Origin of the sequence: Bradyrhizobium sp. HKCCYLS1011 (assembly GCF_051167795.1) — a bacterium.
Lineage (GTDB): Bacteria > Pseudomonadota > Alphaproteobacteria > Rhizobiales > Xanthobacteraceae > Bradyrhizobium.
The window spans coordinates 314,624-337,206 of sequence record NZ_JBNPTT010000005.1 but is presented as its reverse complement, the minus strand read 5'-3'; the positions used below and the strand labels follow the sequence as shown (position 1 = coordinate 337,206).

The following is a 22,583-nucleotide window of genomic DNA, read 5'->3' as shown; positions in this document are numbered from 1 at the left end:
GATTTCCTGACTTCGATTTCACGCGCTCTCATTTCAGATCGTGCGGCAAGAATTAGACGGAGCCGAGTACGACAGGTCAGGAATGGAAAGCGCGGGGGTCACGTTATCTTCAAGATCCAGGCCGTGCCCAGGAGCTTGTTGTCAGGCCCCGCGCTTCATCCCCGCTGCACGGGGTCGTTATCTAGGCTGCGTCGGAGGATGTCCATGGTCCACCGCATCCGGCCCAAAGAAGCTCCGCTGCGCCCCGATGGTCACTCCTTGTCCGCGGATGATTTTCGCAGGCTGCGCGACGAAATCGCCGAGTTTGACCAGATCGAGTGGATTGACGAGGCCACGCGAGAGATCGTGGAAAAATACATGCCGTTGCGCAGGCTCGCTTCAGCACAGCGCCGGTCTCACGCGGAACCGGATTCCCTGCCCTCCCACTCCTCGCCCCAGACCGTCACAACATGATCAGGCGAGACCTCCCGGTGCTGCCGCGCCGGCGGGGCGTAATCAGGCGATCGCACCGGGCTCATGAGCTCCTCGTCCGAGACCCGACGCTTCAATCGACGCCGTGCCGGTTCGGCGATCGGCACGGCTGCCAGCAGGCGTTTGGTGTAGGGGTGCTGCGGGTTCTGGAACACTGCGTCGCGCGGCCCGATCTCGACGATCTCCCCGAGATACATCACCGCGACCCGATGGCTGACCCGCTCCACCACGGCCATGTCGTGCGAGATGAAGAGATAGCCGAGCCCCATCCGGGCCTGCAGGTCGAGCATCAGGTTGACGACCTGCGCCTTGACCGAGACGTCGAGCGCAGAGACCGCTTCGTCCGCCACAATGACGCGGGGCTCGAGCGCGAGTGCCCGGGCGATGCAGATGCGCTGGCGCTGTCCGCCAGAGAATTCGTGCGGGAAGCGGTAGGCCATCTCGGGAGACAAGCCTACCTGCTTCAGCAGATCGACGACCTTGTCGCGCGCCTCGGAGCGGCGGACGATGTTGTTGATCACCAGCGGCTCGGCGATGGCCGTGCCGATGTTCATGCGCGGATTGAGCGAGGCAAAGGGATCCTGGAAAATCATCTGCATGCCCTTGCGCTGCGCACGAAGCTCGGTCTGGCCAAGCTTCAGCAGATCGATATTGTCGAGCAGCACCGATCCGGAGAGCGGCTGGACCATCCGCATCAACGAGCGGCCGATCGTCGACTTGCCGCACCCGGATTCGCCGACCAGCGCCAGTGTCTCACCTGCACTCAGCCTGAAAGAGACATTCTCAACCGCATGCACGCGGCCGCGAACCGTCGAGAGCACGCCACCCCGTATGTCGAAGCGTGTCGTCAGCCCTGTGACCTCCAGCACCGGCCGCTCCGTCGCCTTCACGGTGTCCGGCACCTCGCCCGGCGCGTCTGAGCCGCCCGTCGTGCGGTCGACGATCGGGAAGCGCATTGGCCGGGCCTTGCCGGCCATCGAGCCGAGCTTCGGCACTGCGGCGAGCAGCGCCTTCGTGTAAGGCTTCCGGGGAACGGCGAAGATGTCCTCGGTCCGACCGGCCTCGACCTGCTCTCCGTTGAACATGACGACCGTCCGGTCGGCGATCTCGGCGACCACGCCCATGTCGTGGGTGATGAACAGGACGGACATGCCTTCTTCGTCCTGCAGCGACTTGATGAGCTCGAGGATCTGCGCCTGGATGGTCACATCGAGCGCGGTGGTCGGCTCATCGGCAATCAGCAGCTTCGGCCGGCAGGCCAGCGCCATGGCGATCATCACGCGCTGGCGCATGCCGCCCGAGAAGCGATGCGGATATTCGTGGAAGCGCGCCTTCGCTGCGGGTATGCGGACCCGATCCAGCAGGCGGATCGTCTCGGCCTCGGCCGCGGTGCGCGACAGGCCGCGATGCAGACGCAGGGTCTCGGTGATCTGGAAACCGATCGTCAGCACCGGGTTGAGCGAGGTCATCGGCTCCTGGAAGATCATTGCGATCTCGTTGCCGCGTATGTCGCGCATCTTGGCCTCGGGCAGCGTCAGCAGCTCCCCGCCGTTCAGCTTTATCGAGCCTTCGATCCTGCTCGCACCGGGCGGCATGAGCCGCATGATCGAGAGTGCGGTCACACTCTTGCCGGAGCCGGACTCACCGACGATCGCAAGCGTCTCCTTCGGCGCGATCTCGAACGAGAGATTGCGCACGACGGGCTGCCACGTGCCGCCGACGCGAAAGCAGCAGCTCAGGTTCGACACCGAGACGATCGGAGCGCTCATCGGGCGCGAGACCTCGGGTCGGACGCGTCGCGCAGCGCGTCGCCAAGGAGATTCAAAGCAAGGACCGTCACCAGGATGGCGAGGCTCGGGAAGACGGCCAGCCACCAGGCGTCGAGGATGTTCTCGAAGCCCTCGCGGACCATGCTGCCCCAGGTCGCTGTCGGCGGCGGCACGCCAAGCCCGATGAAGGACAGCGAGGCTTCGGTACGAATTGCCGAAGCGAGCCAGAGCGAGCTCATCACGACCACATCCGAGATCATGTTCGGCAGGATGTGGTGCATCATGATGCGAACCGGGCCGCAGCCATACGCTCGTCCCGCCTCGACGAACTCGCGCTGGCGCAAGATGATGGTCGGCGCGCGGGCGACGCGGGCGAAGGGCGCGATCTCGGTCACCGCGATTGCGATGATCAGGTTGTGCAGGCTCGCGCCGAGCATGGCGGCGATCATCAGCCCGAGCAGGAGTGTCGGGAAGGCAAGCAGCACGTCGAGCACGCCCATGACGAGCTGGTCGAACACGCCGCCGACATAGCCGGCCAGCACACCGATCGCGGTACCGATCACCATTGCGATCAGGATCGCAACGAAGCCGACGAAGAGCGAGACCCGCGCGCCGTAGATCAGCCGCGACAGCACATCGCGGCCGTAGGAGTCCGTGCCGAGCCAGAAATCGGGCGACGGCGGATCGAGCCGCGCCACGATGTTCTGCTCGAGCGGATCGTGAGGCGCAAGCCACGGCCCGAAGACCGCGATGACAACAATGAGCGCGAGCAGGACGATCCCAACCCATGCAAGCTTGTTTTGCATGAGGGCAAGCCACAGGCCGCCCGGCTGCATCTCGACGGTGACGACGGCGGTCATGTGTATTCCACCCTCGGATCGACCAGCCCGTAGGCTAGATCGGTCAACGTGTTCACGATGATCACGCAGACGGCAAAGATGATCATCAGTCCCTGCAGCAGGGTATAATCACGGGCATTCAATGCGCCGATGATCAGCTTGCCGAGGCCTGGACGGTTGAAGATGATCTCCGTCAAAACCGAGTTACCAATCAGGGTGCCGAAATAGAGTCCCACGACGGTAATGATCGGGATCAGGCTGTTCCGCAGCGCGTGCGTCATGACCAACTGGCGCGGCCGCACCCCCTTGGCGCGCGCGGTCCGAATGTAGTCCTCCGTCAGCACACCGAGCATCGCTGCGCGCGTCACGCGCGCCACATAAGCGGTCATGATGATGCCGAGATTGAGCGCCGGCAGCACGAGGGCGCGCAGCCCATCGACGAGATCGCCGGAGCCGCTGGTGTTGCCGAGCACCGGAAACCAGCCGAGCTGGATTGCAAAGACGATCAACATGAGGATGCCGGAGACGAAGGCCGGGAAGGACAGTCCGACCAGCGAGACGACGCGCGAGGCGTAGTCGATCCAACCATTGCGGTTGAGCGCCGCGACGATGCCGAGCGGCAGGCCGAGAAAAAGCCCGATCGCAATCGCAGCAACCGTGAGCTGGATCGTCGAGGGCAGGACTTGAAGAACCTCGCTGATCACACTGCGGCCGGTGCTGAGCGACTGGCCGAGATCGCCGGTCAGCACCTTGCCGACGAAGGTGAGATATTGGACATAGATCGGCTGATCGAGCCCCAGTCTCGCCCTGAGCGCGGCGAGCGAAGCCGCACTGGCCTGATCACCGAGAATCACCGAGGCGGTATCGCCCGGCACGAGGCGGACCAGCACGAAAACCGCGGTCAGCATGATCAGCAGTGTCGGAATGACGAGAAGGAGCCGCCTGAGGAGATAATGCGTCATGCCGCAATCCCTTCCCCCATCAGTCGCCGCGGCGTGAAGGCTGCTATATTGCGCGTCGTGCGCCCGTGAACGGCCAACTCCGCGAGAACGGCCCCGACGATCGGGACGAGCTGAAAGCCGTGTCCCGAGAACCCGAAAGCATGGAGAAGCCCGGGTGCGTTGGGCGAGGCGCCGATCACGGGCAGACGATCGGAGGTCTGCGCTTCGATCCCGGTCCAACAGCGGGCAATACGCACGTCCCGGACGGCCGGAAATAGGTCGGCCGCGGCGCGCGCCCCCTTCGCCAATTCGTTGAAGCTCACCGTGCTGCGCTCGCGGTCGAGATCGGCGGCGCCCTGCAGGCCGCCGCCGATCACGAGCGTGCCCTGGTCCGACTGCTTGAAGGAGAGCGCGCGGCCGACAACGCCGACGACGGGTTCGAGCAGCGGCGCAACGCGCTCCGTCACGATCATCATCGAAGCACGCACGCCGAGCGCGATGTCATCGCCGAACAGCGCCGCGACCCGGCCAGCCCACGCGCCGGCCGCGTTGACGACCATCGGAGCCTGGAAGCGGCGAGCTCCGCAGCTGAGAAGCCAGATTCCGCGCTCATGGGAGACCGCTTGGATGCCGCAGCCTTCCGCAATGACGACGCGCTGCGCCTCGCATGCGCGACGGAACGCGAGGATCGTTCGGTGCGGATCGGCAGCACCGTCGCACCGGGCGATAAGAGCGCCCACGCAATGCCGGCTCAAGGCGGGCACGAGATGTCGCAACTCCGCGGCATCAATGATCTCCTCGTGACGATAGCCGAGCTGGCGCATGCGCGCTTCCCGCCGACACAGGCCTGCCATGTGCTCCTCGGTCTCGGCGACCAGGAGCTGGCCGGTGGAATGAAATCCGCAATCGTCTCCAACCAGTCTCTCGATCTCGTGCCAGCTGTCCATGGCCTCGAGCGAAATCGGGATTTCCGCGACATCTCGATTGAGTGTGCGCACGCCGGCCGCCGTCGCGCCGGAGGCATGGCGCCCTGTCCAGCGGCGCTCGATCACCACCACCCGTCGTCTGGCACGGGCCAGATGCAATGCTGCCGACAAGCCGTGCAGTCCACCGCCGATCACGGCTGCGTCGAACGCTTCGGCATTCATGCCGCCGGCTCCCGCTGGTCGAGACAAGCCAGTTCACCGAGTGTGACCGGCTTCAGTGGCGGCCGGATGCGGAAGAAGCCCACCTCCTCCACCTTCCGGTTCTGCGCGGCGGCAACGATATGAGCCATGGTGTAGCCGCATTGTCGGCCCTGGCAGGGACCCATGCCGGCGCGCGTGAAGGCCTTGAGCTGATTGGGGCCGGGCCGCCCCTCGACTGCACGCGCGCGCAACGCACCGGCCGTGACCTCCTCACAGCGGCAGACCAGCGTCTCGTCGGCGGGCGCGGAGACCTGCGCTCGCGGGGCGTAGAGGGTATCGAGGAAGGGCCGCAGGGCAAGCGCACGGGCGAGCGCGGCGCGCTCCGTCTTTGCGGCCCGCTCGGCGCGGACATCATCGAGCTTTCCGAGGCGTGCGGCGACCCGCAACGCGGCAAGTCGTCCACGTGGCTCGGCTGCTTCGGCCCCGCCGATGCCGGCTCCGTCACCAGCGACAAAGAGGTTGGCCTGCGAGGTCTCACCCCATCCATCCAGCAGCGGAACGTAGCAGTGCTGAGCGGGATGCCATTCCACCGTGCAACCCAGCGCCAGCGGCACATGGATGCTCGGCACCAAGCCCTCATGGACCAGCAGCACCTCGGCGGTGACCTCGCCTTCGCGGCCGTCCTCGGTGCGATAGCTCAGGCGTTCAACGCGTCCATCGCCTTCAGCGCGTAGGTCCGTCACGTGACGGATGATCGGCATCCCGGCGCGTCTCAGTGCCAGTGACCAGGAGAGCCCCTTTGCGAGCTCGCCTGCCCGGCGCAGACCCGCTGGCAGGTGGCGCAGCGCGGCGCTGGTGCGCCCGCGCGGCGTGGTATCGAGGAAACCGGCGATCTGTCCGCCCGCGGCGAGAAGTTGCGTCATGTAGAGCAAAGGCAGTGGCCCGCAGCCGGCGATCCACACGGGTCTTTCCGGCACGGTGTTGGCTGTCTTGAGCAGGATCTGTGCCGCGCCGACCGTCAGCACGCCTGGCAAAGTCCAGCCGGGAAACGGCACCGGCCGCTCCTGCGCACCGGTGGCCAGAATGACCGCATCGGCTGTCACGCTGCGAGCCTGACCGTCCCGTGTCAGGAAAGCCCGGAAGCCAGGTTCGATCTGCCAGAGCTCGCTCTGCGGCTCGTACACGGCGCCGCAGGACCGGAAGGCGCGAGCGCGATCGGCCCCCGCGCGGTAGGCCTGTCCGAGCCGTGCCAGGCGCGGTGTCGATGCGACGGTTTCGATGGCACGCCAGATCTGGCCGCCGGGCGCCGGCTGATCATCGACCACACGCACGGAAAGGCCGTGGCTGCAAGCCGTGACGGCAGCAGCCATCCCCGCGGGACCGGCGCCGACGATCAGGAGATCGGTATGGGGTACGGTCACGCGGATAGGCTCCGGCGGCCTTGCTGCCGGGTGACGCGCATGCCGTCACGAACCGGTGTCAGACATCCTTGCAGCGAGCCTTTGCCATCGACGGCAACCAGGCACTCGAAACAGACGCCCATCATGCAATAGGGCGCGCGCTGGCTTTGCGAGATGGATGTTGTTCGACTCCAGCCCGTCGGCTGGCGCAGCATCACGGCGGCGATGCTTTCGCCTGCTTCCGCCGTGACGGCGCAGCCGTCGATGTAGATCGTGACAGTGGCCGCGCCTGGATTATGCAGCTTGCGGAACATCAAAGCGTCTCTGATGGAAGGGGGAAAAGGTGTCGGGCAGAGCGCCCTCAGCGATCGCTTCGGCCAGCAAGCTGGCATGGACGGCTGCGAGCGTCACGCCTGAATGGCAGATCGCAACGAACGCGCCGGGATGGGATCGTGATTCCGCGTAAATCGGGTAGCTGTCGGGCGTCATGATTCTGAGGCCTGCCCAGTGCCGGACGAGCCTGACGCCGGCCAACGCCGGAATGATCTCGGTCGTCTTGCGGCTCAAGCTGGCGGCAGCCTCGGTCGTTGTCGAGACGTCGAAATCGTGGCCATCCTTGGTCGCGCCGATCATGATCGTGCCTTCGTCCGTCTGGCGCAGACCGCTCGCCGGCAGCGGCAGGAAGCGCGCAAGGCGCTCAGTGACGAGTACCTGTCCACGTTCCGGTCGCAGCGGCACTTCGAGGCCGACCTGCCGCGCCAGCGCCGAGGACCCAAGCCCAGCCGCAATGACGATCCGCGGCGCCGTCAACGTCTCACCGTTGAGGACGAGGCGAAAATCCGCACCCGCAGGCTCAATTCGATTGACCCGCGCCCGATGGCGAACATTGGCGCCCCGGCGCAGCAGCGCCACATGCAGCGCCGCCAGCAGCCGCAGCGGATTTGCATGCCCGTCCCGTCGGCCGAAGCTGGCGCCCGCAACCTTTGGACCGAGCGCCACTCCCGGCAACAGACGCTCCAGAGCAGCCCGGTCGAGCATCTCCCAGTCGGGCTCGCCCCCGCCCCGCTGGTTGTGCAGACGCAACAGGTCGAGGCGGCGTTTTTCCAGACCCTCCTCGCCCAGGCAAAAGGCAAGTCCGCCGTTCTGCTCGAGGAAGAGTTCAATCCCGCTTTCGGCCTCGAGCTCGTCGGAAAAGCCGCGCCAGAGTTCGGTGCTCGATCTGGTGAGCGCCTGGTACGCCGGCATATCGAGCCCTTTGCCCTGCAGCCAGACCAGTCCGAAATTCGCGCGCGCCGCGCGGAAATCGCCATCGTCGCCGTCGAGCAGCAGGACTTTCTGCCGCCGCATCGCCAACCCATAGGCAATGGCAGCGCCGACCGTCCCTCCTCCGATCACGACAATGTCCGGTTGCATCAAGAGCCCCTGTCAGAATATGACCGTAGGGGCGCGGCTCGTATTTCGTCAAAGTCGTTTTTCTTTCGCTCCTATTCTCCGAGGTTATGGGATGAGCGCGACAACTTTGACGTTTGGCATGGATGTTGTATGCCCTGGTGCCGATCTTTTTCGTGATCTATTCCCTGGGATTATACGATGACGCGGCGCCTGAACCTGCGGCAGATCGAGGCTTTCAAAGCCGTCATCGAATATGGGACCGTGAGCCAGGCAGCAGAGATGATCGGTATCTCTCAGCCGGCGATGAGCAAGCTGATCGCACATCTCGAAGACGATACCGGTCTTCGGTTGTTCGATCGGGTCAAAGGGCGGCTCCTTCCTACGCGCCGCGGCATGCGGCTCTACGAAGAGATAGATCGGATATTCGTCGGCGTTCGTCAGGTCGAAAACGCGGTGGAGGCAATCCGCCGCGACGAGCAGAGCGGCCTCGTGATCGGCGTCATGCCGGCGCTTTCCGGCTCCTTCATTCAGCAGGCGACCTCACGCTTTCTTGCCAAGCAGCCCGGTGTGTTCTGCTCCGTGCAGTCGCGCAGTTCGCAATGGATCGCCGAGGGTCTCACCACCCGCAATCTCGACGTCGGCCTCATCATCGCCCCGATCGACAACCCCTACATCGTTGCCGAGCCGCTATTGGGTCACCCCATTGTCTGCATCCTTCCGCTTGGCCATCCGTTGGCCCGGAAGAAGGTGATCGCACCGCGCGATCTTCACGGCGTAGGGTTCGTCTCTTTCGACCCGGAGAGCCACACGAGCCGACGTATCGGTCAGGTGCTCGATGCACACGGCGTTTCTCCGGAAATCACGATGATCGCGAACGTCTCGCCCACCGTCTGCGAGTTCGTCGCCGCCGGCGTCGGCATCTCACTGGTCCATCCGCTGATGGTCGGCGGCTTGCGGCAAAAGCTCGCGGTCCGCAAATTCAAGCCGGCGGTTCAGCTCGACTTCCAGATCTGCCGCATCCGCGATAGCCGGAACGCACGTCTGGTCGATGCATTCCTGGAGAGCGCCCGGGAAGCGTCGGCAGCAGTCTCGCGGGCGATTCTCAGGCCTGACCGAGCCTTAGAGTCCTGAAAGCCTCTTGCAGCGGCGCGTGATCGCCGTCGCGCAATTTGCGAAGCGCATCGAGCAGCATGTCCTGCTGGCTCGGGTTCGCGACGTTGCGGGTGGCCTTGCGGAGCTTGTCCTCGAGCTCGAGCCAGGATGGAGGCGCGTCGGCCTCGCCAGACGGCGCCGTGACCGGCGAGACGAGAGTCCGCCCGTCGATGCGTATCTTGACGCGCGAGAGCGTTTCGGCCGGGAAGCGCGCGTCGAGCTCGGGATCGAGCCGCACCGAGACCCTTTCCGCAACGGCCACGACATCGGGCCGGTCGACCGCCGCTTCCGTCAGCGGGAGCAGCGCGTCCGGCCCATCGACCGCGGCCAGGCCGAGGCAATACGGAATGGAAAACTGAATGTCGGTGAAGCCCTCCGGGCGCGGGCGGTTGGCGATACGGAGCGCACCGCCATAGGTCTCGACCTCAATCGCCTCGATGCGCTGCGGATCGCACCGGTGCTGCGCGAGCAGGCCGAGCAGCGCCTCGAGCGGCCCATGCACATGCCTGCAGCACGCATGAAACTTCACATAGTTGCGGGTGATGTAGTTCTGCCGGCCAAGGCCCTCGACGAGCCCCTCGAGCCGAAAGTGCTGGTCATCGTTGAGGAGCGCGAGAGGGCCGCTATGCCCAGACTCCGCGAGCAGAAGCGCATTTGCAGCCGTCACGCCGGACCAGGGAATGCCTTCCTTGACGTCGCTGCCTTCCTGCGCACGAAAGGCCGGACCGGCTCCGGCATGGAGCTGGTTGGGCGCGCCCACACCGGCTATGGCGAAGGCATGCGCCAGTTGCCCGGCTCTGGTATGTCTGAGAAGTCCGAGCGCCGCCACGACGCCGTAGCCGGACCACATGCCCGTATTGGCGTAGAAGCGTCGCGCAGCGCCGACCGCGACACCGACCTCGTAGCCGACGACGATCGCCTGCAGGAGCTCCTCCGTGCTGGCTTCCTGTTCCTGGGCGGCGGCGAATGCTGCGGGGATCACCGCAGCGCCGGGATGGCCGCGCGCGATGCGGTGCCCATCATCGAGATCGAGCGCGGCGGCCGCCGCCGTATTACACCAGATCGCACCCGCGAGGCCCAGGGCCTGACCGGAAAACCAGATCGGCAACGCTCCCCCGGCCATCGTCAGGATGGCGGCCTTGCGCACCGCACGCGGACCAGGGGCGTCGATCCCGGCCACTGCCGCTGCGACGAGATCGAGCACACACCGACACGCGGCATCGCGCTGCGCATCCGTCAGGACCAGCCCGTCCGCCGCCGCGACATAGGCCGCGAGCTCCCGTACAACTTCCATGGCCGCTCCCCATGCGCCGGAACGAACTCTCAGTGGGCTTTCAGCGTCGTTAACTCGGTGATCGGCGGCGCGAGGTTGAGCGCGCCATTCAGCTCATAGCCAAAATTGAGCCGGTCGCTATGGGCCCAGACCTGGCGCAGCTCGAACAGAGGAATCGCGCACACAGCGTCCATGATCTTCCGCTGCGCCTCCTTCCAGAGCGCAAGCTGCGTCTCGGGATCGGCCGCCGTGCGGGCCTGTTCGATCTCCCTGTCCGCGACCGCACAGTGGGAAAAGTTCGTGGCGGCTGTCGGCGTCCCGACGATCGCTCGTGAATGGAAGAATTCGCTGAGATAGGTATCGGCAATCGGAAACCGCGCTGCGCCGTAGAACACGACACCACTGAGATCCTTGCGGATCTGGGCCTGATAGGTCGGGTGATCGACGACCTGCATTTCGAGCCTGATCCCGGCCTTGGCGAGTTGCGCCTGGATGATCTCCATGATGGGCTGCTGCGCCGAGATATTCGAAACGATTGCCTTGATCGTGACGCCGTCCGGATGGCCGGCCTCGGCCAGCAAGGCCTTGGCTTTGGCGAGGTCGAACGTGTAGCGCACTGAACAGTCCTCGCCGAGATAACCGGACGGAACCACCGAGCACCCCCTGGGGCCCACATTCTTGCCGACGTAGCGCACGAGGTCATCGACGTTGATCGCAGCGGCGATGGCGCGACGAACGCGAATGTCGTCGAGCGGCGGCATGCTCTGATTGATGTGCAAGAGGCGGTATTCGCCCGGCCGGAAGATATCGACGTTGAAACCGGCGCGGCGATGAGCGGAGTCGACCCACCGCTGTTCGCGCTTGCCGGCAATCAGGTCGAGTTCTCCAGAGGTAAGGGCCAGCTCGCGCGCGCTGTCCGAGGGAATGACGCGCGCCATGATTTCGTCGATCTTCGGCTTGCCGCGGAAATAGTTCGGATTGGCTGCAAGCTTGACGTATTGCTGCGTCGCCTGCTCGACGAAAGCAAAAGGTCCGGTTCCGATGGGCCGTGAGCCGAACTTGTCGCCCAGTTCCTCTACTGCCCTCCGGCTGACGATGTTGCCACCATGATAGTTGGAAACGCGGGCGAGAAAGTTGATATCAGGGTATTTCAGCGTGATGCGGACGGTCAGATCATCGAGCTTCTGAACGTTGTCAACGGCGGCAAAATCCGACGAAAAAGTCGATCGCCCAGGATCCATCGCACGCTGCAACGAATAGACGACATCGTCGGCGTTGAGCGACCCCCAATCGCCATGGAATTTGACGTCCTTGCGCAGGTAAAAGGTCCAGATCTTGCCGTCTGGTGAGACCTCCCAGCGCTCGGCGAGATCAGATTCCAGATCCTTTGGGTCGGCGCTTCCAGGTTTGAAACGGACGAGGCCGTTATAAATCCAGCTGACCAAAGCGACGTCTTGTGTGGCGCTGGCGCGGTGCGGATCCAGCGTGGAGATGTCGCCCGTGCCTGGGCTGACGTGCAGCACCGCTTCCTCACCCGAGGCCAACTGAGGCAGGCAGAGGGCCAGCCCCAGACCTACCAGCCCGAGAACCCGCAGCTTCATCGTCTGATCCATTGAAAATGCGCTCGAGCCTGTTTTGCTGGTGCACGAGCTTAACTGTCCAAGTCAAAATGGAATTGTTCCATACTCAATGGTTATGGTGTGTGCGGCAATTGCGGCGGAATGGGAGGCCCGGCTCGGGACGCGCATTGCTTCGGACCGTGCGAAAGACGGCAATGTAGATCGCGGATGAGAACAACCCTAGAACGTCGGAGGGCGGTCGCCTTTGCGGCGATATCAATGGGTTGCCCTGATCATTTCAGGAATAAGGTGCGTTTCCACCATAAAGGTACCATTGCAGCAAGCGCTGACGGCGAGCCCCATCATGAGATCACGTGGCGGGTGGATCTCAAGCGATCGCCGGGAAAGTGCGATAAGGTGTGGATCCTCGCGAAGGCCAAAAGCCCGGCCCTGGCGGCTAACTGGATAGTGTTGCCGACGGGATCTTCCGGGGTAGCGTTGGCCGTGGGCTTCGCGATGATCTCAATGTGGCCGCGGGACTCGTCAGCATGGCAGACGTCCGTTTCGATCTCGATCCTGTGTAGCGCGCGGCACTCCGAACGGACATGTGGCGTCAACGTCGGGGAGCGTGCCTGAGAAAGTGGACAATACGGCTAGGCCAGCGGCTTCGGGCGGGTGTATCACCTCGCTCCTCGGCGGAGATGGAATCCTGTCACCCCATTGATCTGGCGGAACACAACGATACAGGCCTGTTTGAGCAGACCGCCAAAGCTCTCAGCGCAGCTACGACGATCGCCAAAGGCTCTGGAAAGTAAATCCACGTTCTAATCGCGGGCATCACGCCGGAGCCCCGTTCTGGCGCGGTCGATCAGCAGAGCACGCCGTTAGACGCCCGCATCTGAAGCAGCAATTCCGCAGCTATCCCTGCTCTGGCGGCGGCGCTCCGTCGAGAAAATATGATCGCTCTCTCTTGCTGCGACTTTTCTGGCAAACAATGGCGCTGGTGAATTCTAGCTGTCCGAACATACTCCAACCTTCCTCTGCTATGGCGACGCCGTTGGCGCGCTGATTGAATGAGTCATCCGAAGGAGCCGGATTTCCCTCAACGCGGCGCTCTCGCCTTGCCAGCCGCAATCTGATGAAGTGCCCATCTTGCGTTCTTGCGCACGTCGGGATCGAGATCGTTGGCGACCAACGCGAGGAACGGCTCACCATCCGGAGCAGAAATCTCGCCGAGCGCCGCGGCCGCCTCCTTGCGAAGATTGGCTTGCTCATGCGTGATGCAATGACCGATCGGTCGGACCGCATGTGGGATCTTCATCCGACCGAGACTCCGGATCGCCTTGAGCCGTACCTGCCAGAATTCATCCGCCAGGCACGCAATCAAGGCGTCGGCCGCAACCGCACCGTTGACGTTGAGGCCGAGCGTTTCGGCCGCCATCTCGCGCACCATCCAGTCGGCGTCCCTAAGGGCTCGCGTGATGGTCTCGGCGGCGATCTTCATGTTCGAGAACGCCAGCGCGCTGACCGCCGCGCGCCGAACATGCGGATCGGAATCCCCGATCAGGGCCGTAAGTGCCGGAATCGACTCCTCGAGCTTGAGAAAGCCGATGACGCCGATCGCCTGTACGCGCACTGCCGCGTCCGGGTCCTGCAGCGCTTGCAGCGCCGGCTTCAGAGTGTCCTTGCGCCGCAGCTCCTTCAACGCGCGGAGAGCCCCCATGCGGACGAAGGCATGGCCATGCTTGACCAGCGGCAGAATGGCGTCGGCCGCGGCGGGATCCTTGAACTCGGCGAGACTGTCGGCAGCCGCCGAGGCAACGATCCGTTCCGGATCGACCAGCAGTTGGACCAGCGCTTCTGCTGCCTCCGGACCGTCGAACTCGCCGAGCGCCATGGCGACCTGCTGGCGCACGCCGGCATCGGGATCGGCGATCATGCGGGCGAGATGCACAACCGCAGCGGGATCACCGCAATGGCCGAGTGCGATGATCGCGACCCGGCGCTCCGCCGGATCGGCGGCCTGCAGCCGCTCGTCGGCGTCGTCGAGATCGTCGTAGGCTTCGAAGGGGCTCGTCATGATCACCTCAACAGATAGGGGATGTTGACGGTAACGGCGCCAGTCGGGCAATCCGCCTCGCAGGGCATGCAGTACCAGCATTCGTCATAGGCCATGTAGGCCTTGCCGGTCATGTCGCTGATCCTGAGAACGTCGAGTGGACAGACGTCGACACAGACTGTGCAGCCCTTGTCTGCGATGCACTTGGCGTCATCGACGACAACGGGCACCGACGTCTGGTGAGTCGCAAGAGGCATGTCTCTTCTCCTTCTGGTCGGTCAGGCGCTGGCGCGGATGCGCTGCTTGTCGTAGAGGTCCTTCTCGTCGTCCGCGATCGGCACGACGTAGGGCTGAACCGCCCGCTTTTCACTGGTCATTCTGCCATCCTGCTTGCTCAACAGCGTGTGGCAGAACCAGTTCTCGTTGTCCTTCTCAGGGAAGTCGGTGCGCCAATGATAGAGCCCCCAGCGGCTCTCCTCGCGGAACAGCGAGGCATGGGCCGCCATGTCGGCGCAATCCATGATCGACTGCACCTCGAGCGCGCGCAGGAGCTCATGCGCGTTGCGCGCGATCATGCGCTTCTGCATGTCGTCGCGAACCTCTGCGAGCCGGCGCATGCCGAGCTCGTATTTGCGGGTGACTTTCGGCGGTTGCAGATAGTCGTTCACCAGCCGCCGCGTCTTATACTCGATCTGGTTCGGCGGAATGCCGTCCTCTCGCCGGGTCGGCGCCAACACGCGCGCGCGCTCGCGCGCGACCTCCGCTGCATCGATGTCGCCGAAATCGTGGTTATCGGCAAAGTCCATGGCGTCGAGCCCGGCGAACGAGCCGTTGGTGAACGCGCCCAGCATGTAGTTATGCGGGACGCTCGCCATGTCGCCGGCTGCGTAGAGCCCAGGCACGGTGGTGCGCGCGTTGTCGTCGACGAAGACGCCGGAGGCGCTGTGGCCGGAGCAGAAGCCGATCTCGGAGATGTGCATTTCGATCGATTCCTTTCGGTAATCGACGCCGCGGCCCTCCTGGAACAATCCTCGCGTCGGCCGCTCGACCTTGTGCAGGGTCTGCTCGATCTCCTCGATCGTCTTGTCGTGCAGGTGCTTGAGCTGCAGGAACACCGGCCCCTTCCCGGACAGCAGCTCGTTGTAGAATTCGAGCATCATCTGGCCAGACCAGTAGTCGCATTCGATGAAGCGGCGATCCTCGTTATTGGCAGTGTAGGCGCCGTAGGGACCGGCCACATAGGCGCAGGCCGGACCGTTGTAGTCCTTGATCAGTGGATTGATCTGGAAGCATTCGAGGTTGGCGAGTGCCGCGCCGGCATGATAGGCCATGGCGTAGCCGTCGCCCGAATTCGCCGCATTCTCGTAGGTCCCGAACATGTATCCCGATGTCGGCAGGCCGAGCCGGCCGGCCGCGCCCATGCAGAGAATGACCGCCTTGGCCTTGATCACCAGGAACTCGGCGGTGCGGGTGTTGACGCTGGTCGCCCCGGCGATCCGGCCATCGCTCGATTTGAGCAACCGCGTCGCCATGTAGCGATTAGAGATCAGGATGCGTGCCCGCCTCAGCTGGCGATAGAGCGCCTTCTTGACGGTCTCGCCATTCGGCATCGGCAGGACGTAGGTGCCGATGTGGTGAACCTTCTTGACGGCATAGTCGCCGTTCTCGTTTTTGAGGAAGCGGATGCCGAAGCCGTCGAGCTCCTCGATGATGGAGTAGCAGCTCTGCGCGTATTTGTAGACCGCCTTCTGATCGACGATGCCGTCATTGGCGATCGTGATCTCCTTGGTATATTGCTCCGGTGTCGCGTAGCCCGGAATGACGGCGTTGTTCAGGCCGTCCATGCCCATCGAGATCGCGCCCGACCGCTTGACGTTGGCCTTCTCCAGCAGAACGACGTTGGCCTTCGGATTCTTCATCTTGGCCTTCAGGGCGGCCATCGGGCCGGCCGTGCCGCCGCCGATCACCAGCACGTCGCAGGACACCTCCGAGAGTCCGTCGACGATCTCATCCATTGCCATTTTATGCTCCTGCGTGGCCGGCGGTCCGGGTCAGAGTTGTTCAGCTGGGCGTCCGGCGATAGCAATTAGTTGTCGCTGGGAAGAAATTCCTCGAATCGGCGCGGTCAGCGCTCGACGAACGCCTTCTCGACCACGAAATGTCCCGGCGTGCTGTGATTGCCTTCGGTGAAGCCCCGCTCCTCCAGCATGACTTGGAGCTCGGCCAGCATGGCCGGACTGCCGCACAGCATGACCCGGTCGGTCTCGCGATCGAGATCGGAATGGCCGATGTCGGCGAACATCTGCCCGGTCGCGATCAGATCGGTGATACGGCCGCGGTTGTGGAACGGCTCGCGGGTCACGGTGGGGTAATAGAGCAATCGATCACGAACCAGCGGCCCGAAGATCTCGTGACGCTGCAGGTTGTCGACGAGTTGCTCGCCATAGGCGAGCTCCGAGACCTGCCGGCAGCCATGGGCCAGCACGATGGTCTCATAGGTGTCGTAGATGTCGGGGTCCTTGATCAGGCTGGCGAACGGCGCCAGGCCGGTCCCGGTCGACAGCAGCAGCAGCCGCCTGCCCGGAATGAGGTTGCCGGCGATCAGTGTGCCCGTCGCCTTGCGCGCGACCAGGATATGGTCTCCCTGCTTGATCCTCTGCAGCCGTGACGTCAGCGGTCCATCGGCGACCTTGATACTGAAGAACTCCAACTCGTCCTCGTGGTTGGCGCTCGCCATACTGTAGGCACGCATCAGCGGCCGGCCGTCGACCTCGAGGCCGATCATCGCGAATTGTCCGTTCTGGAATCGGAATCCGGGATCCCGCGTGGCCGTGAAGCTGAACAGCGAATCGGTCCAGTGACGGACCGACAACACCGTCTCGGTCTGAAAAGCACTCATCGTCGTCTCCCAAGGCGCGCAAACGCGCGTGTTGCGCCGTTGGTGCGGACGATGTCGCGGAATTGGCGGGCCCCGCAATTTCGGAAGCGCTGGCCCGGTGGATTAGTTGCAAACTTTATCCGCTGGCAGACCGGGCGCGGACTCGCCGGCGCGGCCGTATACCCGCTCCATATCGATCGAGGCAATTAGTTGCTAGTAAAGTCCGACCTGCCCCCGGTAGCATCATGCGGAGGTCCTTGGCACAGCCAGGAGGCAACATGATAGCGGCGGAAATCGCCGATGGCGAAATCAGCGCGGATCTGACGTCATTGCTGCTGCGGACCGCGGACGGAGACTGCGCCGTGGTCTCCGCCGAGCGCCTGCGGCTGTCGTGCCGTTGCGCGCATTGCCAGCGGGCGCGCTTCGACGGCCGCTTTCCCGCGCAGTTCCCGGGCATTGGCATCGTCGCCGTCGGTCAGCTCGGTTACGGCTTCAATATCGCGTTCTCCGACGGGCACGATCGTGGCATCTTTCCGAACTCCTACCTTCGGGAACTCGCAACCGGTTGAGCCGCCGCCCGCCACGCAGGGTGGCACGAACATTGCTCCGCTTTCGGTCAGTATGATCAATGCGGAGGCAGAACATGTTGCTGCAGGCGGCCAAATCAGCAGCGGAAGCCGTGCCTTCGTCCCTCACCTCCGCGCGGGCCGTGACAACGTCGTCGCTCCTCCTCACCGAAAGCCAGCAGTCCATCGGTGGACCGCCATCGCTGATCGAGCGGCTCAGCCTGCGTGAGCGCGCGCTCGTGCTCAAGCAGGGCCGCCGCAAGGTGCTCAATCGGGGCCAGACCCTGTTCAGCCAGGGCGCCAAGCATGACGGCATCTTCCTGATCGAGAGTGGCCGCATCCGCGTGTTCTATACCTCGCCGCAAGGGCGCGAGATCACGCTCGCCTATTGGCATGTCGGCAATTTCGTCGGGGGTCCGGAGGTGTTCGATACCGGTGTGCATCAATGGTCCGGCGTCGCCGCCAGCAATGCCAGCGTCTTCCAGCTTCCGGGAAAGGAGTTGCGCGGTCTGGTCACCGAAATTCCCAACCTGGCGGTCGGCCTGATCGAGGGATTGAGCTTCAAAGGCAAGTGCTATTCGGCGCTGGCGCAGATGCTGGGGACGCGCTCGATCACACAGCGGCTCGCCCATCTTCTGCTGCATCTGGTCGATCTCTACGGCGTCGATGATCCCGACGGCAAGGTCATCGCGGCCGCCTTTACCCACGCCGACATCGCCCACATGGTCGGCGCCACGCGGCAATGGGTGACGATCAGCCTGAAGCGGATGCAGGAGAAACGCATCGTCCAGACCCGACGTTCGCAGATCGTCGTCTGCCGGCCCGACATTCTGGACGAGATGCGTGGCCAGGCGGCGGACTGACGGTCCTGCTCATGCAAGCGGCTGTCATGAGCAAAATTGCCCAAGGAGTACGCAACCGGTTTTTGACGGCAACTAATCCACCCGCGCCTGAAGTCCGGATTTGCGATCGCGGACGCGGCAACCATCATGGCGCCATCAGCCATCCAACCGAACGGGGATGAGAATGGTCCGCCGCTGTCAAGCGCTCTTATTGTCCGTCACCTGTCTGTCCTGGCTCGCGGCCCATCCGGCTGCAGCAGAAACCGTCACGATCGGGATCGGGACCCAGGACACCACGACCAATACGGTAACGGCCGGCACCGTCGTGCGGCAGCTTCACCTGCTGGAGACGTACCTTCCCACCGGTGGCAAGTACGCCAACGTCAAGTTCGAGATCGAGTGGCAGAACTTCACCTCCGGTCCGCCCGTCACCAACGGGATGATGGCGAACAAGCTGCAGTTCGGCATGATGGGCGACTATCCGCTGATCGTGAACGGCTTCACCTTCGAGAACAATCCCGACAGCAAGAGCCGGCTGATCGCGGTCGCCGCCTACAGCCTCTCCGGCTCCGGCAACGGCATCGTCGTTCACAAGGACTCGCCCTACTACGAGCTCTCCGATCTGAAGGGCAAGCTGGTCAGTGTCCCGTTCGGCTCGGCCGCCCATGGCATGGTCCTGAAGGCGCTGCAGGACCATGGCTATCCATCGGACTTCTTCCAGTTGGTGAGTCAGACCCCGGAGGTCGGCTCGACCAACCTGCAGGAAAAGAAGATCGACGCTCACGCCGATTTCGTGCCGTTCGCCGAGCTGCTGCCGTTCCGCGGCTATGCGCGCAAGATCTTCGACGGCGTCGAGACCAACCTGCCGACCTTCCACGGCGTCGTCGTCCGTACTGACTTCGCCGAGAAATATCCCGAGGTCGTCATCGCCTATGTCAAGGCCATCATCGCCGCCAACCAGTGGCTGCGCCAGGATCCGATCGCGGCTGCCGAGAAGATCCAGGAATGGACCGGGATCAACAAGGAGGTCGTCTACATCTTCCTCGGCCCCGGCGGCAACATGACGACGGACCCCACGCTCAAGCCGGCCCTGATCGACGCCGCGTCCACCGACGTCAAGGTGCTGCAGAGCCTCGGTCGCATGAAGGAGTTTGATCCGAAGAAGTGGGTCGATGATTCCTACATCCGCAAGGCCTATGCTGAGCTCAAGCTCGATTATGACAAGGACCTTGCCAGCACCGCGAACTACGAGATCTCGGGACAGGACAAGTTCTGCAACAAGCCGATCACCGAACCGCGCAAGGCGGGCGAGGTCTGGGTCGACGGCGAGGGCATCTCAGCCTTCGCCAGTGCCTCCTGCACGCTCGGCGCCTACGCCGACCTCAAGGCCAAGGGCAAGAAGATCAACGTTGCCTATGTCTTCGATACAGCGCGCGGCATCAAGCTTTTCGCCGATCAAGCCTTTTTCGCCGCAGGCGATGGCGAGATCGCGCCGTTCCTTCTGAAGAAGGACGCGGAAGCGTATGCCGCGAAGATCGGCGGCAAGGTGATGGGACTGGATGACGCCGTGAAGCTGGCCGTGGCGGGAGGCAAGACTTGAGTAGCCCCGCTTTGATGACATCGCCCGACCAGGCGGCGGCATCCGCCGCGCCTGGCGCCGCGATCCCGCTGCGCCGGCCAGCCTTCTCCGCCCTCACCCTGCGCTGGTTCAGGCTGAACCAGGACAGGCTGCGGTCATTGCTGGTCGGCACGGCATCGTTGATCCTGTTCCTGATCGCCTGGCACCTGCTGACGACCTACCGGGTCGTCTTCTTCGTCAAGTTCACCAACGTGCCGGCGCCGCTGGCTGTCTATGCGAGCTTCACCAAGGCGATCCACGATCCGCATTTCCTGATGCACATCCTGCTCAGCTGCCGACGGATCTTCATCGGATTCTCGCTTGCGGTCGTGGTCGGCGTCCCGCTCGGCCTTATCATGGGCCGTTTCAAGTTGGTGCACGAGGTTGTCTTCCCAGTGGCGGAGGTGCTGCGCCCGATCCCGGCGATCGCCTGGGTGCCGATGGCGATCATGCTGTGGCCCACCAACGAGCAGAGTATCGTCTTCATAACCTTCCTCGGCTCGTTCTTTCCGATCCTGGTCAATACCCTGCACGGCATGACATTGGTCGATCCCGTGCTCGTGCGCGCCGCCAAATGCCTCGGGGCGCGTGAGGCCGCGATCTTCCGCGAGGTCTACTTCCCTGCGTCGCTGCCACATATCTTCACCGGCCTCACGGTCGGCATGGGCGTCGCATGGGTGTCGCTGATCGCAGCCGAGATGATCTCGGGCCAGTTCGGCATCGGCTACTTCACCTGGGAGGCGTACTCGCTGGTCCAATATGCCGACATCGCGCTCGGCATGATCGCGATCGGCGTGCTCGGCCTTAGCTCGAGCCTGGTGATCCGCGCCGCCGGACAATTGATCATGCCATGGAGGTCGCGATGAGCCAGGCCGCACCTGATACGAGACAGGGCCACATCGAGGTCCGCAATTTCGCTCTGAGCTACGAGACCATCGACGGCGCGGTCGAAGCCGTGACCGACACCCACATCCATGTCGAGCCCGGTGAGTTCGTCTCGATCGTCGGACCGTCGGGTTGCGGCAAGTCGACGCTGCTCAACGCGGTGGCGGGCTTCCTCAAGCCGACCAGCGGCGTCGTCACGGTCGACGGCAGCGCGGTGACCGGCCCGAGCGCCGAGCGCGGCATGGTGTTCCAACAATATTCGCTGTTTCCCTGGAAGACGGTGCGCGAAAACGTCGAGTTCGGACTGAAGATGGGTGGCATGCCGAAGTTCGAGCGTGAACGCGCCGCGCGCACGCTGCTCGGGCTTGCCGGACTGGAGGCGTTCGAGAACCACTATCCAGAGCGGCTGTCCGGCGGCATGAAGCAGCGCGTCGGCATCGTGCGTGCGCTCGCCACCGGTCCCAAGGTGCTGCTGCTTGACGAGCCGTTTGGGGCCCTCGACGCGCAGACCCGGATCATCATGCAACAGATCCTCACCAACATGTGGCAGCGGCTGAAGATCTCCGTGCTGTTCGTCACCCACGACATCGACGAGGCGATCTTCCTGTCTGACCGAGTCTATTGCATGACCGCCCGCCCCGGCTCGATCAAGGCCGAGATCAGGATCCCTCTGGAGCGGCCGCGCCAGCAATCGATGATGATGTCGTCGGAGTTCCTGGCGCTACGGCGCGGCCTGATGTCGCTGATCCGCGAGGAAAGCCTGAAGGCGATGGGAGGCGAGATCACCGATCTCGGCATGCAGGGCCTCGGCATCGAGCTCCAGGGCCATTCCATTGCCGACGTCCTCTGAGCACGCACGACCTCACAGGGCGTTTCGACACGTCGATGATCGATGCGCTGGTCCCCGACCTCGATCAGCGGCACGTTTTCCTGTGCGGACCCGAGCCCTTCGCCGCGGAGGTGGAAGCGTGAAAGACGATGCACCGCCATGCCGTGACCCGAGGCTTGGCCGGCTGCACCACGGTCAGGGACAACAAAGCCGTCATGGTGGATTGGAAATTTGGGATGCTGCAACGATGCCTGCAGCGGATGGCGAAGTCCGCAAGCTGCGCCGGGAATATGATGGACTCAGCATCCTGGCGGCAGGATCGGCGATACACCCGGTGTTGGCGCTGCGCCTGAGGCGTTGGCCGGCAGCACCGTCGCGGGGGAGGCCAAATTCATCGAGACGCCTTCCGCGCAAGCCGAGCTGTTCGGGCTAGGCGCGACAGCGGCATTCGGGTCTATGCCCGTCCCGCCACCGCCGCTGGTGTCCGCGACGATCGTGCCAGGCACCGGACTTGCAGGGACCTGCGGAATCGACAGCGGTAGAGACGCTGCGCTCATCACCTGCCCTCCCGGCGTTGAACTGCAAACCACCGTCGCACCCGTTCCCGCAGGCGCAGCCGCGGCAATCGTCCCGATGGAGCTGCCGTTCTGCCCCGTAACCGGCAGGATCGGGGCCGCAATGCCCGAGGTCGAAACGCCCGTGGGCGATACGGTCGGAGTCGCCGGCACCGGCGTTGGTGATGACGATGATGGAGCGCAGCCGACCACCGTTCCCGGCGTGCTCGGGTCCAACGCGAGGGGGACTGGCGCCAACGTCGTATCCGGCGTACCCGACACAGTGGTCGCGGAAAACGGCCCCGGACTGTTCAGCGGCGAGATCACGATTGCGCCCGGCACCGTCGGCAGATCCATGGCCGTGCTTCCGGTCGTTGCGACCTGAGCCAGGCCCGGAGAACTGCCGAGCAGCAGAACCATCATCGTTGC

The 22,583-nt window shown here is 64.0% G+C and carries 21 protein-coding genes; 8 read left to right on the top strand and 13 right to left on the bottom strand.

The annotated features are described in order from the left end of the window. Positions 1-204: 204 nt before the first annotated feature. Entirely contained in the window at positions 205-453 is a 249-nt protein-coding gene (locus tag ACQR1W_RS18620; protein ID WP_434852152.1) for a hypothetical protein, read from the top strand. Here ACQR1W_RS18620 and ACQR1W_RS18615 read toward each other — a convergent pair. From ACQR1W_RS18615 to ACQR1W_RS18585, 7 genes are read right to left on the bottom strand one after another with little or no spacing between them, the layout of a single operon-like run. After that, positions 396-2,240 (bottom strand): ABC transporter ATP-binding protein, encoded by a 1,845-nt coding sequence (locus tag ACQR1W_RS18615; protein WP_434852151.1) that lies wholly within the window; start codon positions 2,238-2,240, stop codon positions 396-398. The genes ACQR1W_RS18620 and ACQR1W_RS18615 overlap by 58 nt on opposite strands. Further along, positions 2,237-3,100 carry an ABC transporter permease gene (locus tag ACQR1W_RS18610; RefSeq protein ID WP_434852150.1) on the bottom strand — a complete coding sequence of 288 codons (864 nt, stop codon included), beginning with the start codon at positions 3,098-3,100 and terminating at the stop codon, positions 2,237-2,239. Before ACQR1W_RS18610 ends, ACQR1W_RS18615 begins: the two co-directional genes overlap by 4 nt. After that, positions 3,097-4,041, bottom strand: coding sequence for an ABC transporter permease (locus ACQR1W_RS18605; protein WP_434852149.1), 945 nt, complete (start codon positions 4,039-4,041; stop codon positions 3,097-3,099). Before ACQR1W_RS18605 ends, ACQR1W_RS18610 begins: the two co-directional genes overlap by 4 nt. Beyond that, positions 4,038-5,168 (bottom strand): NAD(P)/FAD-dependent oxidoreductase, encoded by a 1,131-nt coding sequence (locus ACQR1W_RS18600; protein ID WP_434852148.1) that lies wholly within the window; start codon positions 5,166-5,168, stop codon positions 4,038-4,040. Before ACQR1W_RS18600 ends, ACQR1W_RS18605 begins: the two co-directional genes overlap by 4 nt. Continuing rightward, positions 5,165-6,568, bottom strand: a complete 1,404-nt coding sequence (locus ACQR1W_RS18595; RefSeq protein ID WP_434852147.1) for an NAD(P)/FAD-dependent oxidoreductase — start codon at positions 6,566-6,568, stop codon at positions 5,165-5,167. Before ACQR1W_RS18595 ends, ACQR1W_RS18600 begins: the two co-directional genes overlap by 4 nt. Next, a complete protein-coding gene (locus ACQR1W_RS18590; RefSeq protein WP_434852146.1) occupies positions 6,565-6,861 on the bottom strand; it encodes a (2Fe-2S)-binding protein in 297 nt (98 codons plus the stop codon). Before ACQR1W_RS18590 ends, ACQR1W_RS18595 begins: the two co-directional genes overlap by 4 nt. Further along, on the bottom strand, positions 6,842-7,960 hold the full coding sequence (locus ACQR1W_RS18585) for an NAD(P)/FAD-dependent oxidoreductase (protein WP_434852145.1): 1,119 nt from the start codon (positions 7,958-7,960) through the stop codon (positions 6,842-6,844). Before ACQR1W_RS18585 ends, ACQR1W_RS18590 begins: the two co-directional genes overlap by 20 nt. A gap of 177 nt (positions 7,961-8,137) precedes the next feature. Here ACQR1W_RS18585 and ACQR1W_RS18580 point away from each other — a divergent pair, with 177 nt between their 5' ends. Further along, positions 8,138-9,070, top strand: coding sequence for a LysR substrate-binding domain-containing protein (locus tag ACQR1W_RS18580; RefSeq protein ID WP_434852144.1), 933 nt, complete (start codon positions 8,138-8,140; stop codon positions 9,068-9,070). Here ACQR1W_RS18580 and ACQR1W_RS18575 read toward each other — a convergent pair. The 6 genes from ACQR1W_RS18575 to ACQR1W_RS18550 all read right to left on the bottom strand — a co-directional run bounded on the left by ACQR1W_RS18575 (position 9,042) and on the right by ACQR1W_RS18550 (position 16,881). Then, positions 9,042-10,385, bottom strand: coding sequence for an MmgE/PrpD family protein (locus ACQR1W_RS18575; protein ID WP_434852143.1), 1,344 nt, complete (start codon positions 10,383-10,385; stop codon positions 9,042-9,044). The two genes, ACQR1W_RS18580 and ACQR1W_RS18575, sit on opposite strands and share 29 nt — an antisense overlap. Positions 10,386-10,414: 29 nt before the next feature. Continuing rightward, on the bottom strand, positions 10,415-11,965 hold the full coding sequence (locus ACQR1W_RS18570) for an ABC transporter substrate-binding protein (protein WP_434852142.1): 1,551 nt from the start codon (positions 11,963-11,965) through the stop codon (positions 10,415-10,417). 1,060 nt (positions 11,966-13,025) lie between these two features. Continuing rightward, the gene (locus tag ACQR1W_RS18565; protein ID WP_434852141.1) at positions 13,026-14,003 is read right to left on the bottom strand and encodes a HEAT repeat domain-containing protein; all 978 of its coding nucleotides are present in this window, start codon (positions 14,001-14,003) and stop codon (positions 13,026-13,028) included. Between the two features lie 2 nt (positions 14,004-14,005). Further along, on the bottom strand, positions 14,006-14,239 hold the full coding sequence (locus ACQR1W_RS18560) for a 4Fe-4S dicluster domain-containing protein (RefSeq protein ID WP_008972224.1): 234 nt from the start codon (positions 14,237-14,239) through the stop codon (positions 14,006-14,008). Between the two features lie 21 nt (positions 14,240-14,260). Next, a complete protein-coding gene (locus ACQR1W_RS18555; RefSeq protein ID WP_434852140.1) occupies positions 14,261-16,003 on the bottom strand; it encodes a fumarate reductase/succinate dehydrogenase flavoprotein subunit in 1,743 nt (580 codons plus the stop codon). A 104-nt stretch (positions 16,004-16,107) separates the two neighbouring features. Then, a complete protein-coding gene (locus ACQR1W_RS18550; protein WP_434852139.1) occupies positions 16,108-16,881 on the bottom strand; it encodes a ferredoxin--NADP reductase in 774 nt (257 codons plus the stop codon). 257 nt (positions 16,882-17,138) lie between these two features. Between ACQR1W_RS18550 and ACQR1W_RS18545 the strand changes: the two genes are divergently transcribed. The 6 genes from ACQR1W_RS18545 to ACQR1W_RS18520 all read left to right on the top strand — a co-directional run bounded on the left by ACQR1W_RS18545 (position 17,139) and on the right by ACQR1W_RS18520 (position 22,539). Next, positions 17,139-17,429: a gamma-butyrobetaine hydroxylase-like domain-containing protein gene (locus ACQR1W_RS18545; RefSeq protein ID WP_008972221.1), complete on the top strand. Its 291-nt coding sequence runs from the start codon at positions 17,139-17,141 to the stop codon at positions 17,427-17,429. A gap of 74 nt (positions 17,430-17,503) precedes the next feature. Continuing rightward, positions 17,504-18,289 carry a Crp/Fnr family transcriptional regulator gene (locus ACQR1W_RS18540; protein WP_434852138.1) on the top strand — a complete coding sequence of 262 codons (786 nt, stop codon included), beginning with the start codon at positions 17,504-17,506 and terminating at the stop codon, positions 18,287-18,289. Positions 18,290-18,452: 163 nt separating this feature from the next. Continuing rightward, complete coding sequence (locus ACQR1W_RS18535; protein ID WP_434852137.1) at positions 18,453-19,868, top strand: ABC transporter substrate-binding protein; 1,416 nt, start codon at positions 18,453-18,455, stop codon at positions 19,866-19,868. Next, positions 19,865-20,752 (top strand): ABC transporter permease, encoded by an 888-nt coding sequence (locus ACQR1W_RS18530; RefSeq protein WP_434852136.1) that lies wholly within the window; start codon positions 19,865-19,867, stop codon positions 20,750-20,752. The genes ACQR1W_RS18535 and ACQR1W_RS18530 overlap by 4 nt, the downstream gene beginning before the upstream one ends. Then, positions 20,737-21,621 (top strand): ABC transporter ATP-binding protein, encoded by an 885-nt coding sequence (locus ACQR1W_RS18525; RefSeq protein WP_434852135.1) that lies wholly within the window; start codon positions 20,737-20,739, stop codon positions 21,619-21,621. The genes ACQR1W_RS18530 and ACQR1W_RS18525 overlap by 16 nt, the downstream gene beginning before the upstream one ends. 435 nt (positions 21,622-22,056) lie before the next feature. Then, positions 22,057-22,539, top strand: coding sequence for a hypothetical protein (locus ACQR1W_RS18520; protein WP_434852134.1), 483 nt, complete (start codon positions 22,057-22,059; stop codon positions 22,537-22,539). Positions 22,540-22,583: the final 44 nt, after the last annotated feature.

Bases quoted from the DNA above. Each gene is read 5' to 3' on its own strand.
- ACQR1W_RS18560 (WP_008972224.1), bottom strand. From the start codon at position 14,239: ATGCCTCTTGCGACTCACCAGACGTCGGTGCCCGTTGTCGTCGATGAC.
- ACQR1W_RS18555 (WP_434852140.1), bottom strand. From the start codon at position 16,003: ATGGCAATGGATGAGATCGTCGACGGACTCTCGGAGGTGTCCTGCGAC.
- ACQR1W_RS18580 (WP_434852144.1), top strand. From the start codon at position 8,138: ATGACGCGGCGCCTGAACCTGCGGCAGATCGAGGCTTTCAAAGCCGTC.
- ACQR1W_RS18590 (WP_434852146.1), bottom strand. From the start codon at position 6,861: ATGTTCCGCAAGCTGCATAATCCAGGCGCGGCCACTGTCACGATCTAC.
- ACQR1W_RS18605 (WP_434852149.1), bottom strand. From the start codon at position 4,041: ATGACGCATTATCTCCTCAGGCGGCTCCTTCTCGTCATTCCGACACTG.
- ACQR1W_RS18535 (WP_434852137.1), top strand. From the start codon at position 18,453: ATGGTCCGCCGCTGTCAAGCGCTCTTATTGTCCGTCACCTGTCTGTCC.
- ACQR1W_RS18525 (WP_434852135.1), top strand. From the start codon at position 20,737: ATGGAGGTCGCGATGAGCCAGGCCGCACCTGATACGAGACAGGGCCAC.
- ACQR1W_RS18610 (WP_434852150.1), bottom strand. From the start codon at position 3,100: ATGACCGCCGTCGTCACCGTCGAGATGCAGCCGGGCGGCCTGTGGCTT.
- ACQR1W_RS18545 (WP_008972221.1), top strand. From the start codon at position 17,139: ATGATAGCGGCGGAAATCGCCGATGGCGAAATCAGCGCGGATCTGACG.
- ACQR1W_RS18550 (WP_434852139.1), bottom strand. From the start codon at position 16,881: ATGAGTGCTTTTCAGACCGAGACGGTGTTGTCGGTCCGTCACTGGACC.
- ACQR1W_RS18600 (WP_434852148.1), bottom strand. From the start codon at position 5,168: ATGAATGCCGAAGCGTTCGACGCAGCCGTGATCGGCGGTGGACTGCAC.
- ACQR1W_RS18575 (WP_434852143.1), bottom strand. From the start codon at position 10,385: ATGGAAGTTGTACGGGAGCTCGCGGCCTATGTCGCGGCGGCGGACGGG.
- ACQR1W_RS18620 (WP_434852152.1), top strand. From the start codon at position 205: ATGGTCCACCGCATCCGGCCCAAAGAAGCTCCGCTGCGCCCCGATGGT.
- ACQR1W_RS18585 (WP_434852145.1), bottom strand. From the start codon at position 7,960: ATGCAACCGGACATTGTCGTGATCGGAGGAGGGACGGTCGGCGCTGCC.
- ACQR1W_RS18520 (WP_434852134.1), top strand. From the start codon at position 22,057: ATGCCCGTCCCGCCACCGCCGCTGGTGTCCGCGACGATCGTGCCAGGC.
- ACQR1W_RS18615 (WP_434852151.1), bottom strand. From the start codon at position 2,240: ATGAGCGCTCCGATCGTCTCGGTGTCGAACCTGAGCTGCTGCTTTCGC.
- ACQR1W_RS18540 (WP_434852138.1), top strand. From the start codon at position 17,504: ATGTTGCTGCAGGCGGCCAAATCAGCAGCGGAAGCCGTGCCTTCGTCC.
- ACQR1W_RS18565 (WP_434852141.1), bottom strand. From the start codon at position 14,003: ATGACGAGCCCCTTCGAAGCCTACGACGATCTCGACGACGCCGACGAG.
- ACQR1W_RS18570 (WP_434852142.1), bottom strand. From the start codon at position 11,965: ATGAAGCTGCGGGTTCTCGGGCTGGTAGGTCTGGGGCTGGCCCTCTGC.